The sequence below is a fragment of the Paenibacillus sp. GM2FR genome (assembly GCF_002803325.1).
Taxonomy (GTDB): Bacteria; Bacillota; Bacilli; order Paenibacillales; family Paenibacillaceae; genus Paenibacillus_AQ; species Paenibacillus_AQ lautus.
The window spans coordinates 2144153-2160715 of record NZ_MKZM01000008.1; the positions used below are offsets into that span (position 1 = coordinate 2144153).

Here is a 16563-nt window from a genome sequence, read left to right on the forward strand (position 1 = left end):
GTTGATGAAATCGGATTTTCGCATGACATGAAAGCATACAATGGAGGATTTACCCAAATGACAATTCACAAGCTCAAATCATTCATCGTATCCACTTTCCAAATAAACTGGAATCACTTTAAGTCGAAACTGCTCTTAAGATACGTGCTGTCTTATATTCTGATCTTCCTGATTCCCCTGACGGGGGTAACGATTTTTGTTTATGATAGCGCTGTCAACGGGCTTCGTTCCGAGATTGAACAATCCAACATTAATCAATTGAATCAGATGAAAATGACCATCGACTCTCGTATCGCAGAGCTTCGGGAGATTTCCGGCCGAATCGCTTATGACAGACGTTTAACCCCTTATATGGTTCGTGATTCTTATTATAGAGTTGAAGCCATTCAAGCTTTGGCTAATTATAAGGCAAACAGCAGCATCATTGAAGACATCTTTTTATACTATCATAACGACCCAGTTGTCTATTCTTACCGCGGTCTGACAAATGTTAACGTTGCGTTCGATTCCTATTATCGTTATGAGAATTGGAGTTTGGAAGATGTCATCCTTGCTCTGAACGAAACAAATCAGATGGTAATACGCCCTGCCGAGAATGTTACGATCAACAGCTCTAGACAGGAGGCGATGCTGACCGTAATCGTACCCATTAAGCCAAATGCCCCCTATCCCTACGGAAGTGTCATATATATGGTGAAAGAGTCCAATCTTACCGGGGTCATGGATTCCATTCTTAGTGATTTCACCGGGAGCAGCTATATTTTCAATCAAAAGGATGAAGTGCTAACAGCCAACAATCACGGCGTATCCCTGTCTCAAGAGCATCTAGGGACATTGGCTGCGCTTGATGCCGGCATACACAATCTCTCCCTGAACAATGACAAGTATTCCGTCGTATCCGTCAAATCCCGGGAGAATGGATGGAACTACATGACCATCATGCCAAGCTACCAGTTCTTCGGCCGGGTCGCTCATGTACAGACGCTCATTCTGCTGGTGTTTGGCATCGCAGTCATAACCGGAGTGCTCGCCGCTTTTGTGCTGGCTAAACGCCAGTATCACCCGATTAAGGATTTGATGGAATTCGCCAAGCTCAGAGTCAATGATACCCCAGAGCCAAAAACGCGCAATGAATGGGAATGGATTCGTCAGACCCTTCATGATTACAGTGCCCGAATCGATATGCAGGAGCCCTTCGTGCGCAACCAATGCATGCTGCTTCTACTGAAGCACGGCAAGCCGGATGATCCCGAAATCGAGCGAATGATCGCCGGAGTTGGGCTGGAACCTCCTCAAGAACAAGTCATTTATTTCTGTGTGATTCTGTCCTGGGAAGAAAACGATGCGGCGGAGGAAGTTCAGCATGATCGTCAACAGGTGCATGAAATTCTCAGCTATGCTGAACCATCAGGGCTTCAAGCAAATATTTATGGCGTTGAATTCTCAGCCGACAATCAATTTGCGCTGATTGTATCCCTTCCTGACCCTGGTCAAGATTTGCTGAAAATCCGGATGGAGCAGATTATTCATGCGGTCCAGGCATTGATCACCGAGAACACTCGGCTCGATCCGAGCATGGGCGTAGGTACGCCTTACCGGGATTTGGGGCAACTGAACCAATCCTTCATCGAAGCCGCAACCGCTCTGGAGCACCGAATGGTTGGCAGCAGCCGTATCACCTATTTCGACCAGTTGGCTGAGCAGAATTATCCTGTCGCCAAAGGCGTGTGGCTTCCAAGAAAGTCGCTGCTCAAGCTGGAGCAAAGCCTAAAGCAAGGCAACGAGTCGGTGGCTGTGCAGATGATCGCCGAGATGATGGAGACCATCCGGAGCGAACCGCTGCAGATTCATCTGCTGCGCTGCATTTGCTTCGATCTGCTGAACGCACTGCTTCGGTCCGCCTCTGAGGTCGGAATGAACGAAGTATTCAGCAACATCTCGGACTATACGTCGTTTGAAACGCTGGAGGAATTTGAGGATAAGCTGTTGTCGCTGACGGCAGAGGTTTGCGAGAAGGTTGAGCGTAACCATGAGCAAGCAGCGCCTAAACTGATCGATGATATCGTACATTATGTGAATCAGCAGTTTGCCGACTATACGCTCAGCCTGGAGCATGTTGCCCTTAAATTTTCCGTCTCTACCTCTTACTTGAGCCGCAGCTTTAAAGAGAAGACCGGGATCAGTTTCTCCCAGTATATCTGGAAGAGGCGTACGGAGGAAGTCATTCGGCTGCTTGTGACGACAAGCGCTCCCCTGAAGGAAATCATCGAACAGGTGGGCTACCTGGATGCACCCAATTTCATCCGCAAATTCAAGAAAGAAACCGGGCTTACGCCCGGTCAGTACCGCAAACAACATCACTCGAACAGGCTGGATATCTAACAGAAAGGCCCTTTAGGAGACTATGTCTCAAAAGGGCCCTTCTGTTTCTACTTCACTCACGCTTCACTCACTGTGGTTCGTTCAAGATATGCTCTACCAACTCATCGACCGGCACGGTAGCCAGTGCAATTGCAGTGTCGGTGACACCATAATAGATATAGAGCAGGCCGTCTTTGACCACGTTTCCTGTCGGGAACACCACATTCGGAATTTGATAACCGAATTTCTCATAATAGGTTTCCGGTTCCATAATGAAAGTCTTCGTTCTTGCTATGACCTTCTCAGGGTTGTTCAGGTCAAGAAGCATCGCCCCAACACGGTAAACGACCTGATCATCAACGCCGTGGTAAAGGACCAGCCAGCCTTTATCGGTTCGCACAGGTGGCGTTGCTCCGCCGATTTTCCTGGATTCCCAAGAAGGATTCTCGGCCTTGGCCAGAAGTTTCGGCTCTTCCCAATGAACCAGATCCTCGGAGTACGTAATCCATATCGCAGCGCTGTCCGTTCCGTAAGCAGCACCCACGTATTCCTCCGGACGGCGCAGCAATACATATTTTCCGTTAATCTTCTCAGGGAACAAAATGTTGTCACGGTCATTGATGTTGAGCGGTGTCGTATCGGCAACGAATTCCCAGTCGATCAGATTGTCCGACTTTAGAATCGAAGAGCGAGTGAGCCAGTGGCCTTCCTCCTCCCCCCAGCCGTCCGGATATTTCGGAATCGACCGCTCCGGTATGCCCGCTCCTGTCGGATAGTAACTCATGGCGCATGGCCTAAGGGCATAGTTTAAATAGTACGTGCCGTCCATTTTGACAATCCGCGGGTCCTGGACGCTTCCATATGGAAAGCCCAGCATGTCAGGCGTCACGATCGGCTCGTCTTTCACGTGCGTAAAATTCACTCCGTCTTCACTCTCGAGCAGTCCCAAAACATTCTTGCAAGGCGTTAGCGAGCCTGCGGTACGTTCGATCATGTAAAACTTGCCGTTGTCTATAATAACCGCAGGATTGAATACGGTGACTTTACGCCAGTCGTATTTTCCCGGAACGACGATCGGATTGCTCGGATGTCTCGTAATTTTCATAGGCTATGCCTCCACATTTGCATGATCTTCAGGATTGAATCAGGCCTTCTTGCATTCATAGGTACGCCTGAAGCAGGCATCCCACCTCTCCAGGCCACCTTTTCCTTAAAAGCTTCTGTCATCTCAAGTGCTTCAGTTTGTAGGCACCTTTCGGTTAAACACAATTTTATGTTTAGCTCGACTTCCAGCGGTCATATGCACCTTGATAGATTTCGACGACCCGGTCAGCACCCATTTTCTTCATTGTGTTCAGGTAGTTGTCCCAATTGGACAATGGTTCTGCTCCAGTAACGAATTTGGCCTCCATCTGTTGTACATACGTGCTCAGATCCGAGTTCAGACTGTTGATCTCGGTTTGCTCTTCAACGGTAAGGAACAAGGCAGGGAACGGGGGTCTGGCTCCGCGATCAAGCAGCTTTTCCTTCGTTTCTTTTTCAACCCACAGATCAAAGTCGGTCTTTAATCCTTTATTGATATCGTCCGTGTTGATGGTAGGAGCCGGAATGCCGTAGTTTGGCGTCAAAGTCGCACGGTAATCCTCCATTTCCATGCCGTCCGGAACAGGCAGATAGCGCTTCACACGATTGGCTTCATCCGTGTACTCCCACAGCATGCCTTCTGGTCCTTTGTTGAAAAAGAGCGATCCTTCATAAGAGTAAAGGTAGTCCACCCAACGCATCGATGCTTCAGGGGCGGGATTGGTAACCGAGATGGCAAAAGCCCCTGTCGTAATCCCTCTGTTCTTTGCGATGGCCGGCTTGTCTACCAAATCGCTCTTCACCGGAGCAAACATCGGATCTTGGGTGGACGGTTCCCCGCCTTTGGTCATGTAGGCATGCCAGTCGGAGAACAGGGCCACCTGATTGTTCTGTGCCTTGGCCTTTTTCTGTTCTGCGGTTTGCGAATAGCTTTCGTGGTCGAGCAGATCCTCTTTCCATAGACGGTTCATATAGACCAGATACTCTCTGAAGCCCTCTTCTATCGGGGTATAATGAACAACATCCTCATCGTCTACATAAATTTCGTCTTCATAGACGCCGAAAGCGCCAAGAAGCCAAGTACGAATATCCCGAGCATTGGTCGTCGCCGTCGATACGGAAGAGATCGGGATTTCATCGGCAACTCCATTGCCGTTCGGATCCTCTTCTTTTACCCGCTTCAGGAAGGTATAGAGCTCCTCGGTCGTCTCCGGAAGCTTGTCGATATTCAGGGCCTCCAGGAAATCACCGTTGTACCACAGCGGGTTCCGATACCAGTGCTGGCTTAAATCGACCGCAGGCAAGGAGTAGATATGTCCATCCGGAGCCGTAATGGATTTACGGATCTCCGGAATCTCGTCCATCAGCGCCTTGAAGTTCGGAGCATATTCCTCGATAAGCTCCTCAAGCGGGATCAGAATTCCCTGCTCGCCATAGTTCATCTGTTCAGCCGCCGTCAAGCCTGCAGCATAGAAGACATCCGGGTAATCGCCGCTGGCAAATACGAGGTTCTTCTTCGTGTCAAAACTATCCTTCGGTGCGTTCAAGTACCGGAATGAAATGCCTGTCTTTTCCTCCATCTGCTGCAGCACCACCATATCCTTCCAGTTCTGAACACCGACATCAGGTGCCATCATGGTCAGCGTAATCGGTTCATTCATAATCGGGAAGCCTTCTTTATTCACAGCGGCTGCTTCTGTTGACTTCGTTCCGGTAGAATTCGTATCGCTGGCCGAACTGCATCCGGCGAGCAGGGACAGGACTGTCATGCCCGTCAACACCAGCTTCCACGGTTTGCTTGTCATCTTCATTCATGTTTCCTCCCTTTGAATACTCAAACTCTTTTTGATAAAACGCTTACATTATCCTTTTACAGAACCGATCATGACCCCTTGAACAAAGTAACGCTGTAAAAAAGGATAGAGAGCCACAATCGGCAGCGTCGATACGACGATAACCCCGTATTTGATCAGGGATGCGGTTTCGGCTTTGGAATTCATTGCCCTGGCCGCATCCCCGCTGATTCCGGCACCAGTCGTTTCCGCCGTCATTTCCTGAAGAACCAAAATTTGCCGTAGTACCATCTGCAGAGGATACTTGCTCTCATCGTTGAGATAGATCAGAGCCGGAAAATAGCTGTTCCAGTGACTGACTCCATAAAACAATGCCATGACTGCAATAATCGGCGCGGACAGCGGCAGAATAATGCGGGCGAACAGCTTCAGGTTGGTACAGCCGTCCATATATGCCGCTTCCTGCAGTTCCTTCGGGATCGTCGACTGGAAGAATGTCCGGGCAACGATGATATTCCATACCGATGCTGCTACGGGAAGAATGAGCGCCCCCATCGAGTTGATCAGCCCCAAATTCCGGACGACGAGATACGTTGGCACAAGCCCCCCGGTAAAAAACATCGTGAACAGAATAAATCCCAAGAACAGTTGACGACCGACCAAATCTGACCTGCTGAGTGCATAGGCTGCAGGCAGTGTCACGGCCAGGTTCAATAGCGTACCTATCCCAGTATAAACGATCGTGTTCAGATATCCGTTCCAAATCTTCGGGTTTTCGAAGACCAGCTGGTATCCGGCCCAGGTAATCTCTTTGGGAAACAGCCACATCGCACCGGAATTCACCTGCTGCGGGCTGCTGATCGATGCGCTGAGAATATAAATGAGCGGATACAGAACAACAATCAGAGCAATGGATAAATAGACATAGACGCTGCCAAGAAAAATCTTGTCCCACTTCGATTCCTTCATTGCGGTAACCAATGTAATTCCCTCCTTTCTACCATAGGCTGTTCTCGCTGGTGCGTCTAGCAATCCGGTTGACCGTTACCATTAGAATGACGTTGATAACGGAGTTGAACAGGCCAACGGCTGTCGAGAAGCTGTACTGCGCGTCTACCAGACCGGTTCGGTAAACATAAGTTGAAATGACATCGGAAGACTCCATATTCAGTGAGTTTTGCAGCAGCAGTATTTTTTCGAAGCCAATCGTAAGAATATTGCCCATGTTCAAAATCAACAAAATGGTGATCGTCGGGAGTATGGCCGGCAGGTTGATGTGCAACAATCGTTTGAAACGACTCGCTCCATCCACTATCGCGGCTTCATGCTGCTGGGGATCGACACCGGATAGCGCAGCCAGATAGATAATGGTCCCCCATCCGGTGCTTTGCCAGACCCCGGACAGAACGTATACGGTCTTGAACCAAGCCGGATCCGACAGAAAGTTTGGCGCATCGATGCCCATCCATTTGATAAATTGGATCAGTATGCCTGTGGACGGCGATAAAAAGGTAATAATCATACCCGCCATGACAACAACGGATATAAAATGAGGCGCATACGTAACGGTCTGGACGATTTTCTTGAAAGGACCCGTCCGGATTTCGTTAAAAGCGAGCGCCAGGATGATCGGCAGCGGAAACCCGATTAACAGCTCGTAGAAGCTGAGGCTGAACGTATTCCAGAGCAGATCCCAGAAATAGTAGGAATTGAAGAAACGCTCGAAATGATCGAAGCCCACCCATGGGCTGTCCATGATTCCTTTGCTAGGGATAAAGTTCTTAAAGGCAATCTGGATACCATACATCGGCGCATAGTGAAATACAAGGAAATACAGTAAGGCCGGCACCAAGAACAGATAGAGTTCCCAGTTCACCCTGATTCTTTTACCAAGGGACGTTTGGTTTACACCTGGATTAGGCGGCTTCGTTTCGCGATGGATGGAACGTCTTCCGGATATCACAGCAAGTAGTCTTCTTCCCCTCATGTTTCCCCTCCTCTCTTACCTATCGATTCATGTCAGGTTATCTGGTTCACTCACGTACATCACGTTTCAGTGAATAACAGGTAACGCTTACATTCCAAAGTGTAGAGAAGACAGCATGATATCGTAAATGTGTAAGATGTGCATTGTCATCCGTCTGTCCGGCGAAATCCCGCTGCTATCATTTTTTTCTCATCCAAATTGTCGCGATCCATGCTCATATACGATCTGGAAAATATGTAACATATGAACCTATTATCAAGTTTCATAAGTTACATATTGCGCTCCATCTAGCTGCCCGAGCCCGTAGGATAATCCTAATGAACCTGCCAGATCGAACGATGTATAGATCCTAGGTGGTGTCACGTCAACAATATGCTGAGTCATCAGACCAGGCATAGAGAGACCTAAGACTTAGACATATAGTTGCATTTTTTTATAATTAAATCATTTTTAGTAATTTTTGGTTGTTATGACATTCTAGGTGTGTTACATTATCTCTGATTTTATACATTGAAATAATAAGGAGGACGATGAATGTGAAGGATCGAAAAAAAATGGGTGTCGGTTGGTTGCGCGTTATGTTGGCCACCCTGACGCTTATAGTCGCGGCTCCCGTCTCCACGATGTTAGCCGCCGAACCCGAATTGGAATCCAGAGCTGTGGAAGGAAATGTTGAATCTACCCCTAACATCACGATTATTCGTGCCAACGGGGATGTCGTCACCCCGATGGGAGCAGGCGAGTGGGATTACCTCGGTAAACTCTCAACGGTTTCCTCACAAAACCCGGCAAACTACGTTCACTCTGGCGGCGGTGATTTCAAGTTCCAGGTTGAGAGCGGTCCGGGCGGCGGGGCCTGGTATCAGCTGCGGGAATATGATCCGGGCAGCAATACCGACGAAATTGTGACTGGCTATGAATACTTTCTGTACCCTGGCGACACACTGATCTATCGGGGAATGAGCAACTATGTCGACGGGGACAACAAGAAGGCAGAATTTTACGTTTATGAAAGCTTCAGCGGATCCGGTTCTGTGAAGTTTTGGGATTAAACAACCGGGATTGAAATGATAACTAAGTCATTGTGAATACTCTCATTAGCATATTAATAGACCAACTTATCATTAGAGTTGGTCTTTAATATGCTTTAATTGAATGACTCCACATCATAATCTTAATAGGGATACCTCTGTACAAACATCTAGGTAACATCTAGGTACGGTTTGAACCTATTCATCTCATTCATGTCGTCTGACACCGCCATCCCGAAGCCCAGCTACCTTTAATCACATTTTCGAAACCCTCTCACGGCTACTTTAGGCAGTGCATTTCTACTAGCCAGAATTTCTCATGGAATTTATTGGGTGTGGGCATCAAGTGCTTCTATAGCTGCTTCAATAGAAGCAATGCGTCTTTCAAGTAACGTTTTTTGAGGACTACCTTCTTTAGCGTGACCATACTGTTTTTCAACAGATGGAAGAATATCAACTATGACATTTCGGGCTTCAAGGATGTTTTCCTTCTCGTATGAAAATTCTGTTCCATACCAAGCATTTTCTAGACTATCTAAGGCGATTTTCACTGCATCCAGCCGTTTCTTAGCCAGGGTTGCATTTGATCCTTTCTCAATCATATTCTTATAGGTTTTTTCGAGTTTGCTTAAAGTGGACTGCATCGATTTTATCAACAATGTTTGGCGTTCTGGGCTAACAGCTTTCATTTTTTCAAACCTCACTTGTTATGTATTTGTACTGAACGTAAGTGCGAAATCCAAAGGCCGCTGCACCCACTCCTGAGCTTTCGTTTCCAATATAAGTGTACAACATGTATGCAAGTGCAAAGATAAAGCTGGCATACCCTTGATATCCCTAATATCAATATAAAAAGATTATCGTTGTACTTTAATGTTTTCTCTTAAGATGGTTGGTCATGACTCAATGACAAAAACTTATCTACTTAAAACAAAAAAACCGCAACTTATGCGGCTTTCATTGTTTATATCTTTGGTTGTTCTCGCTCATAGCCCCCCCACCAATAAATCTTTTGGGACAAGAGAAATTGTTGGTAGTACGAAGAGATCGCCGTGAACGTTCTCCGTCTCCTTATTGTAAGCGGCTCTTCGGTGGCCGCAGCGCCCACGAGAAGATATTTAGTGCAGCGTATGAAAGCGGGAGGATCAGATTAAACCCGTAATCACCATAATCGTTAGCAAATGCATGGGATAATGCCGCACCCGTCATTAAAAAGAGGATACCAGCGTGAACCCATTCTTTGAGTCGAGGTAAACCTGGCACGACAAGAGCGATGGCTCCAAGCACTTTCCAAATCCCGAGAATGGTCAGGACGTATAATGGGTAGCCCAGATTCGTCACCAACTCGAGGTTTCCTCCAAATTGCATCAGTTGTCCGATACCACTTAACATCATAGCTGCTGCGAGTAGCACTGTGACTGTCCAATAAGTTACCATTTTTCCGAGCGGACGGGCATTTACTTTCATCGTTGTTTCCACACCGATCATCTTATTCATTAGTTTCCACCTCATCAATATAAGTTCTCTTCATTACAAAGAACGAGCCCCGAATGGTTCCGGCTAATTTCGACTTCTGCCTGGCAAACTTAAACTTCCCTTCTAACTCCTCTGGTACCTCCATCCCCTCCGAAAGCTTAAAACCAACGGCCCGCTTCTTCGGGTCATCCACCGTATACATGACATTGAGTCCTAAACCATTCTCATAAAATACATAGGCAAATTGGATGTTATCCACTTGAAAGCGCGACGTTTCTAACGGTTTAGCCGCAAACTCAAGATGTCGTTCTTCTTTCAATATTCGGTTCACATATTCAAGGGTCTCCTGACTCTCGCTGGCGGGTACAACCGTAAATTCATGCTTATATTTGTTCATAAAGTAACGGGATTCATTCGCTCGTAACCCAGCAAGCGCATCTGCTACGGGTGAAGATTCTAAACCAACCGTAGACACATTTTTAAAATCAACGATATTCGACATGTTCATCCCTCCTTATTTCCTGACAACGGGAATCCACATTTCCCCAAATGCGAGGCCGTTTCGCTGCCCCATCTCAACCGTTGCATTTGGCCCGCCGACATAGGCGAAATTCTTGGCTTCCGGCAATACTTGACCAAAGGCAATGCCAGCAAGTTTATTACTCAACTCATCAGCCGACTTCCCTTCCCCTTTTACAACGAGGTATTCCCCTTTAGGAAATTGGATAACGCGGGTTGCTTCGGGTACCGATTCCTCTGTCACAACCCCAGCGTAGTACATCATCTTGTTATTCACCGCTTCGTTTACGGCAAAAATGTAGTCATTTGCAGCGATGGCCTTTAACGTGTCCAGCCTTCCATCTTGTTTCACGGCCTCCCAAAAGTCGGCCTTCTCCTTGCTTATGCCAGCATAGTCTGTATAATCGCTCTGAAGCTCCGTTCCAATTCCTAATACGATAAAGCTGTCTTTTTCCTCAAGCGTATAATTTGTCATATTCAATCCCTGCCTCTTCTTTAGATTTCTTTTTACTTGATGGGTTTATCATATTCTTAAATCATGTCAAAAAGTGATACTGTTTATGGAGTCGATGAAAAAAGGTCATACGGATCAATATCATCATGCGGTATATCGAGAACCATGCGCCAATCTAGACCATCATCTAATGGGTTAAATAATCGATGTCTTCCGTATTCCACCCATGAAAAATCCCCTTCAAGTAAACCTAATGCGCATTTTACACATTGTCTACTTAAAGGGGATTATCTGCGGCTTGATGTTTTCATCATCAAGAAAGTTCACCCAGTGGCTTCCTTTTCATATGACCAGACTGAATAAGTTTTTCGTTGCTCTGCGACTTAAATGTTCACTTATGTTCTTTTGCTTTTCGTGATCACCTCATTTCCGTTTGTTTTTTAGATATATATTTCTGTAACTATTTTTATAGCATCCTTAGCTATAATGAACGTATCACAATTAAGAATATCATATACATTCAGCGAGTTTGCTTCAGTTGTCTGCACCTCAGGAATGTTATTTGCGCTTTTATACACAAGGTGATCCACCTCAGGAGTTACGAGAAGCACTTTCTTATTGGCATCAAGAGCTTTAAGCATGGCGACGATCGATTTTGTCCTGTAGCTTTCAAGTGTAATACGGTCAACTACAATGAGTTCGTTATCTTGTACTTTGGCGGATAGAGCTGATTTGATCGCAAGACGTTTAACCTTTTTATTGAGACGATATCCATAGTCACGAGGTTTGGGACCGAAGGCAATACCTCCGTGACGCCAGTGCGGCATACGAATGGAACCCGCTCTAGATTTATTAATTTTATTTTGTTTATAGGGTTTTCTGCCACCACCTCTAACTTCGCCACGAGTTAAAGTCGAGTGTGTCCCGCTACGCTTGTTCGCAAGATGGTTCACAACAGCTTCATGCAGAACCGATTCATTGGGGATAATGCCGAAGATGGATTCTTCAAGTTCCATTTCACCCGTAATTTTACCTTCCATATTATAAATAGAGACGTTTAACAATCTTAGCTACCTCCTGATTATCATCATAAAAAGTGGATTTTATATAGGAACGTATAGCTCAAAAGTGAGCAGAAATCATGATAATCAGTTGTTTTATTAGATTTAGAAAATCAACCTTTTCTTTCTACTCACTTATATTGCAATCGAAGTATGTACGATAACATCCATCACTTCGACCCCCTCCTGGTGCAAATTTAAATGGTTTATATCCCATGTTCCCTACATCTACACGATAGCAGATTGAAAAATCATGATCTATATACAAAACGATGCTGTAGTATTTTATATTAGTTAACATATATCTGTTGCTAATTAACTTATAAGTGGATACTCAGTGTTCCGAAACTCTTCTTTTTATTATAAAAAACCCCTTCAAGAATCGTGCTCGATTTAGCACACTTGAAGGGGAACGTTGGTATCTATTTCTGATATATTATTTTTCGGATAGCATAGGTTGATAAAAAGAATGATTCTGAGAGCTCCTCGACGGAAGCGCCAGATAAATAGGCATTCAGAATATCATCATTTCTTTTGTTAATCTCTTTTCGTGCGCCAGACAGCTCTCCCCAGACTTTATATTCATTTTTTCTAGCTGGTATATAGAGGTATTCACCTTGAACATATTCCTGTAATTTTTCAACTAATTCCTCCGGCAAGACGACAGAAGCATTAATATATCTCACGAGCGACTCACTCCTTGAAAATTATAGTTCAAGTAGCAAAGCCAGTTTAAATGCTATTGGCTACTCCATGCAAATACCCAAAACCGGCTCTGCATGGAGTAACACATGTGTTATAGATGTATTTTTATGGAATATTGCATTTCCCTCCTAGAAGCTATAATTTTTCCATAAACTTATTTTGATCCATATAGTTGACCGCATGCCGCGTTGATGTCCGATCCAAATTGGGTTCTGACGGTGACATGGATTCCTTTTGACTTCAAGATTTTAAGGAACGTATTTATACGGTTCTGATCCGACTCTACAAAACTTTGTGGTGTGGCATCAGTGGAATTGTAAGGGATTAGATTAACATGATATAAATGTTCCCATGACCCTCTTCCACGCAACAAATCAGCAACAGCTTCAGCATGTTTAGTGGAATCGTTTATTCCCCTAAGAAGTATATAAGCAATGTAGACCTTTCGCTTCGTTTGTTGAATATGCTCATCCAACACGGTCATAACTTCTTCTAATGGAAAATGACTGTTAATTGGCATTAACTCACTTCTCTGATCATTAAATGGTGAATGCAGGGAGAACGTTAAATTAATCTGTGGAAATTCCTTCGTCAACTTTTTTACTCCAGGTAATAAACCTATTGTAGAAACCGTAATTCTTCGATGCCCTAAACCGAAATGCTGAGGATCCGTCAACACATGCAATGCATCAAACACGTATGGGTTTGCAAGTGCCTCCCCCATCCCCATAAAGGACACACTGTCCAATGGATAGCCATTCAAAGTAAAGAAAAGAAGTTGATCCGTTATTTCATCCGTTGTGAGATTCCTTTTCAAACCAAGTGTTCCCGTAGCGCAAAATGTACAACCAAATCCGCAACCACACTGCGAAGAGATACAATACGATTCCCATCCCGTTTTATAACTTAATCTTACGGACTCAATGTATTCATTACCAGGAATGGCAAACAGAATTTTACTAACTTGATTGGATTTCTGCTCCATTTTTGGTGTGATGCTTAACACTTCGTTTCCAAGCTCTTTGATTAATTCATTTCTTAATGGCTTTGGCAAGTTGTTCATTGCTTCAAAATTTCCAATCTTGTTCTTGAAAATTGCCTCTGTTATTTGCGAATATCTATAATTAGGTTGTTTTAGAGCCGATAAGATTTTACGAATTTTCTCATACTTTGATAAATGCTTCATATCTATCTCCCTTTTAACGGAGAAAACGCAAAAAAGCACCAGCTTACCGGTGCTTTTTTGCGTACATTAACCTAACTATACTTATACAAAAGTAAGAGACTAACTATAAATGAGTCACGAATTGTATATATGCATAGAAGGATAAAGTTCCGGTATCTGATTTGTTATTTTGTGAACCTTGTCAAACATCGCTTTAAAAGACAGGTTCACATTTACATCTACAATTTCAGAAGCAGTCATCACTTTATCCCTCCCATCATTATTCATCATTATCACATGAAAAACTTAACACAATAACTATATTACGGTCAAGAAGAGTCATTTACAGGTATAGAATTCTTTAGTTGTTCTAAGTATTGATATAGATCCGCGAAAAAGTCTTAGATGTCATTTATTGAAAGTGACCTTCTCCGAACCGCCTTCAAGAATGATCGACGTGTCCCGCGGCTTCGTTTCCGCGATTTTACGGCCGCCTCTGAACGAATAAAGCACTCCGGCCTGTTTGCGTATAGCCTCATATTCGTTCTCTGCTTCAAGGACGATGAAGTTGGCAGGCTTACCTTCTTCAATACCGTACACATCTTCGATATGCAACGTTCTTGCGCTGTTTTTCGTAATGAGATCGATCGAATTCACGATCTGATCGTATCCGAGCAGCTGCGAAGCATGGATGCCCATGTGCAGCACCTGAAGCATGTTGCCCGTGCCTAGCGGATACCATGGATCAAAGATGTCATCGTGACCGAAGCACACATTAAGACCCGCTTCCTGCAGCTCTTTGACGCGAGTCAGCCCTCTTCTTTTCGGATACGTATCGAAGCGTCCCTGCAGGTGGATGTTAACCAGAGGATTGGAGACGAAATTTAGGTCAGCCATCTTCAGCAATCTAAACAATTTGTACGTATATGCATCATTGTATGACCCCATCGCTGTCGTGTGGCTTGCCGTTGTACGCGAGCCCAGCCCGCGTTCGTAGGCTTCTTTGGCAACGACTTCCACGAAGCGGGATTGCTCGTCATCGATTTCGTCGCAATGGATGTCGATCAGACGGTCGTATTTTTCGGCGAGGTCAAACGCAACCTTCATGGAATCGACGCCATATTCCCTCGTGAATTCGAAGTGCGGTATGCCGCCGACCACGTCAACGCCCATTTTCAGGGACTCTTCCAGCAATTCCACGCCGTTCGGGTAAGAGTGAATGCCTTCCTGGGGAAAAGCAACGAGCTGGATGTCGATGTATGGAGCCATTTCTTCTTTCACTTCAAGCATCGCTTTAACTGCGGTCAGGCTGGGATCGGTGACGTCCACATGCGTCCGTACATGCTGGATGCCCTGCGCCATCTGCCACTTCAGTGCCGTTTTGGAGCGTGTTTTGACGTCTTCATGCGTCAGGAATGCTTTGCGTTCTGACCAACGCTGGATGCCTTCGAACAGTGTACCGCTCAAATTCCATTCCGGTTCGCCCGCCGTTAATGTGGTGTCCAGATGAATATGAGGTTCAATGAACGGCGGCAGCACAAGTGAGCCGTTGACGTCAATGACTTCCTCATTCCCTGTCGCTTCCAGCGCCTGCGTTATTTTTACAAAATTCCCGTCGTTCACGACGATATTCCATAAACCTTCTTTACCCCGCAATTTTGCGTTCTGTATAATCATTGTTTTTCCCCTTTTCTTTGGATTCTTTGGCAGGAACGATCAGCATTAACACGATGTAGGCCACCGCCGTACCAATTAGTGCGTTCAATGGCGTTATTCCTGGGGCAAGCTGGGCGAACGCTACGCCGATAGCCCAAGCCACCATCGCTATCCAGTTTACCTTCTTGAAAGTCATGTCGGCAAACGGCTTATAGTTTCTGCGCTTCACGAAGAAGTAATCCGCGATGATAATGGCCCCGATGGACGGTACCGCCGCACCCAGCACATTCAGAAAACCGACAAAATTGTTGTACATCCACATGGCCAATACGGTACCCACAATGCCGTTTACAATAACGAAGAATTTTTTCGAAATTTTTGTGATGTTGGCAAATCCCAGTCCGGAAGCGTAAAGGGCGTTATCGTTGGTCGTCCAGATATTCAGCCCTAGTACGATGATCGCGGGAAGGATCAACCCTTGCAGGAACATGACCTCCGAGATATCTGCCAGGTTATAGGCCATTGCGCCGACAGCGCCGAACAGGAACATGAGTGAATTCCCCAGGAAGAACGCAATGACCGTAGCGGTAACTGCCTGCCGGGAAGTCCGGGAGAACCGTGCAAAATCGGGCGTCAGCGTTCCGCCGCTAATGAATGAACCGATGCAAATGGTCAATGCCGCTGCCGTGGTGAGTGTCTGTGTCGGCGTGTAATCGAGCAACCCTTGAAGTCCGCCCAGCGTATCTGCGCCCTCGAACATGGAGTAACCACCGAGAATGGTAATAGCTGGAACCGCGATATAACCCAAAATGACGAGCGACTTCATGCCGAAGATGGCCGATGCCGTCATGGCGAGACCAAACAAGAAGATCAACAGGTACACGTTCCAATCCATCGCTTTGGCGACCGGGATCGCAAACATCGCCACGCCGACGCCGAACCATCCGACCTGCGTAAAGCCGAGCAGGAACGAAGGCAGGTACGACCCTTTCTCACCGAACGCATATTTTGCCAGCAAATGCGTGGAAAGGCCCGTTTTGGCAGCAATATGTGCCAGCGCTCCCGTATAGATGCCGAGCGCCAAATTGCCCGCCAGCACGACGCCGATGAACTCCATGAACGTCAAACTGACGCCCAATGTCCCCCCTGCCAGCATGCTTGCCGAAAAGAAAGTGAACCCTAACATAACGGATAACGTCTTCCAAAAATGGTTTCTCTGCGTTTTCGGCACCTCTTGCCACGAAAACTCTTGATCTTGTTTGCTCATCAGAA

At 45.9% G+C, this 16563-nt stretch carries 15 protein-coding genes; 2 read left to right on the top strand and 13 right to left on the bottom strand.

Translation table 11 applies throughout. The features are described from left to right. Positions 1-57 precede the first annotated feature (57 nt). Entirely contained in the window at positions 58-2382 is a 2325-nt protein-coding gene (locus PAEVO_RS09700) for a helix-turn-helix domain-containing protein (RefSeq protein ID WP_100537353.1), read from the top strand. 67 nt (positions 2383-2449) lie between these two features. Here PAEVO_RS09700 and PAEVO_RS09705 read toward each other — a convergent pair whose 3' ends face one another. From PAEVO_RS09705 to PAEVO_RS09720, 4 genes are all read right to left on the bottom strand, one after another. Then, positions 2450-3466 (bottom strand): glycoside hydrolase family 130 protein, encoded by a 1017-nt coding sequence (locus tag PAEVO_RS09705; RefSeq protein WP_100537354.1) that lies wholly within the window; start codon positions 3464-3466, stop codon positions 2450-2452. Between the two features lie 172 nt (positions 3467-3638). Further along, positions 3639-5255 (bottom strand): extracellular solute-binding protein, encoded by a 1617-nt coding sequence (locus PAEVO_RS09710; protein ID WP_100537355.1) that lies wholly within the window; start codon positions 5253-5255, stop codon positions 3639-3641. A 51-nt stretch (positions 5256-5306) separates the two neighbouring features. Then, entirely contained in the window at positions 5307-6218 is a 912-nt protein-coding gene (locus PAEVO_RS09715; protein ID WP_100537356.1) for a carbohydrate ABC transporter permease, read from the bottom strand. A 16-nt stretch (positions 6219-6234) separates the two neighbouring features. Beyond that, entirely contained in the window at positions 6235-7224 is a 990-nt protein-coding gene (locus PAEVO_RS09720) for an ABC transporter permease (protein WP_100537357.1), read from the bottom strand. A gap of 536 nt (positions 7225-7760) precedes the next feature. Here PAEVO_RS09720 and PAEVO_RS09725 point away from each other — a divergent pair. After that, entirely contained in the window at positions 7761-8276 is a 516-nt protein-coding gene (locus tag PAEVO_RS09725) for a hypothetical protein (protein ID WP_133120321.1), read from the top strand. Between the two features lie 305 nt (positions 8277-8581). Here the strand turns inward: PAEVO_RS09725 and PAEVO_RS09730 are convergent, their stop codons facing one another. The 9 genes from PAEVO_RS09730 to codB form a co-directional block, all read right to left on the bottom strand. Next, positions 8582-8944 (bottom strand): hypothetical protein, encoded by a 363-nt coding sequence (locus PAEVO_RS09730; RefSeq protein WP_100537359.1) that lies wholly within the window; start codon positions 8942-8944, stop codon positions 8582-8584. Positions 8945-9326: 382 nt separating this feature from the next. Next, complete coding sequence (locus PAEVO_RS09735) at positions 9327-9752, bottom strand: DoxX family protein (protein ID WP_100537360.1); 426 nt, start codon at positions 9750-9752, stop codon at positions 9327-9329. Next, on the bottom strand, positions 9745-10233 hold the full coding sequence (locus PAEVO_RS09740) for a phage tail protein (protein ID WP_100537361.1): 489 nt from the start codon (positions 10231-10233) through the stop codon (positions 9745-9747). Before PAEVO_RS09740 ends, PAEVO_RS09735 begins: the two co-directional genes overlap by 8 nt. Before the next feature lie 12 nt (positions 10234-10245). Next, positions 10246-10725: a GyrI-like domain-containing protein gene (locus PAEVO_RS09745; protein ID WP_100537362.1), complete on the bottom strand. Its 480-nt coding sequence runs from the start codon at positions 10723-10725 to the stop codon at positions 10246-10248. Between the two features lie 419 nt (positions 10726-11144). Next, entirely contained in the window at positions 11145-11744 is a 600-nt protein-coding gene (gene rplD, locus PAEVO_RS09750; protein WP_411830416.1) for a 50S ribosomal protein L4, read from the bottom strand. A gap of 443 nt (positions 11745-12187) precedes the next feature. Beyond that, positions 12188-12451, bottom strand: coding sequence for a CD3324 family protein (locus tag PAEVO_RS09755; protein ID WP_100537364.1), 264 nt, complete (start codon positions 12449-12451; stop codon positions 12188-12190). A gap of 173 nt (positions 12452-12624) precedes the next feature. Beyond that, on the bottom strand, positions 12625-13656 hold the full coding sequence (locus PAEVO_RS09760) for a Cfr family 23S rRNA (adenine(2503)-C(8))-methyltransferase (RefSeq protein WP_100537365.1): 1032 nt from the start codon (positions 13654-13656) through the stop codon (positions 12625-12627). A 387-nt stretch (positions 13657-14043) separates the two neighbouring features. Continuing rightward, on the bottom strand, positions 14044-15312 hold the full coding sequence (locus tag PAEVO_RS09765; RefSeq protein ID WP_100537366.1) for a cytosine deaminase: 1269 nt from the start codon (positions 15310-15312) through the stop codon (positions 14044-14046). After that, positions 15281-16558 carry a cytosine permease gene (gene codB, locus PAEVO_RS09770; RefSeq protein ID WP_100537367.1) on the bottom strand — a complete coding sequence of 426 codons (1278 nt, stop codon included), beginning with the start codon at positions 16556-16558 and terminating at the stop codon, positions 15281-15283. The genes PAEVO_RS09765 and codB overlap by 32 nt, the downstream gene beginning before the upstream one ends. Positions 16559-16563 lie beyond the last annotated feature (5 nt).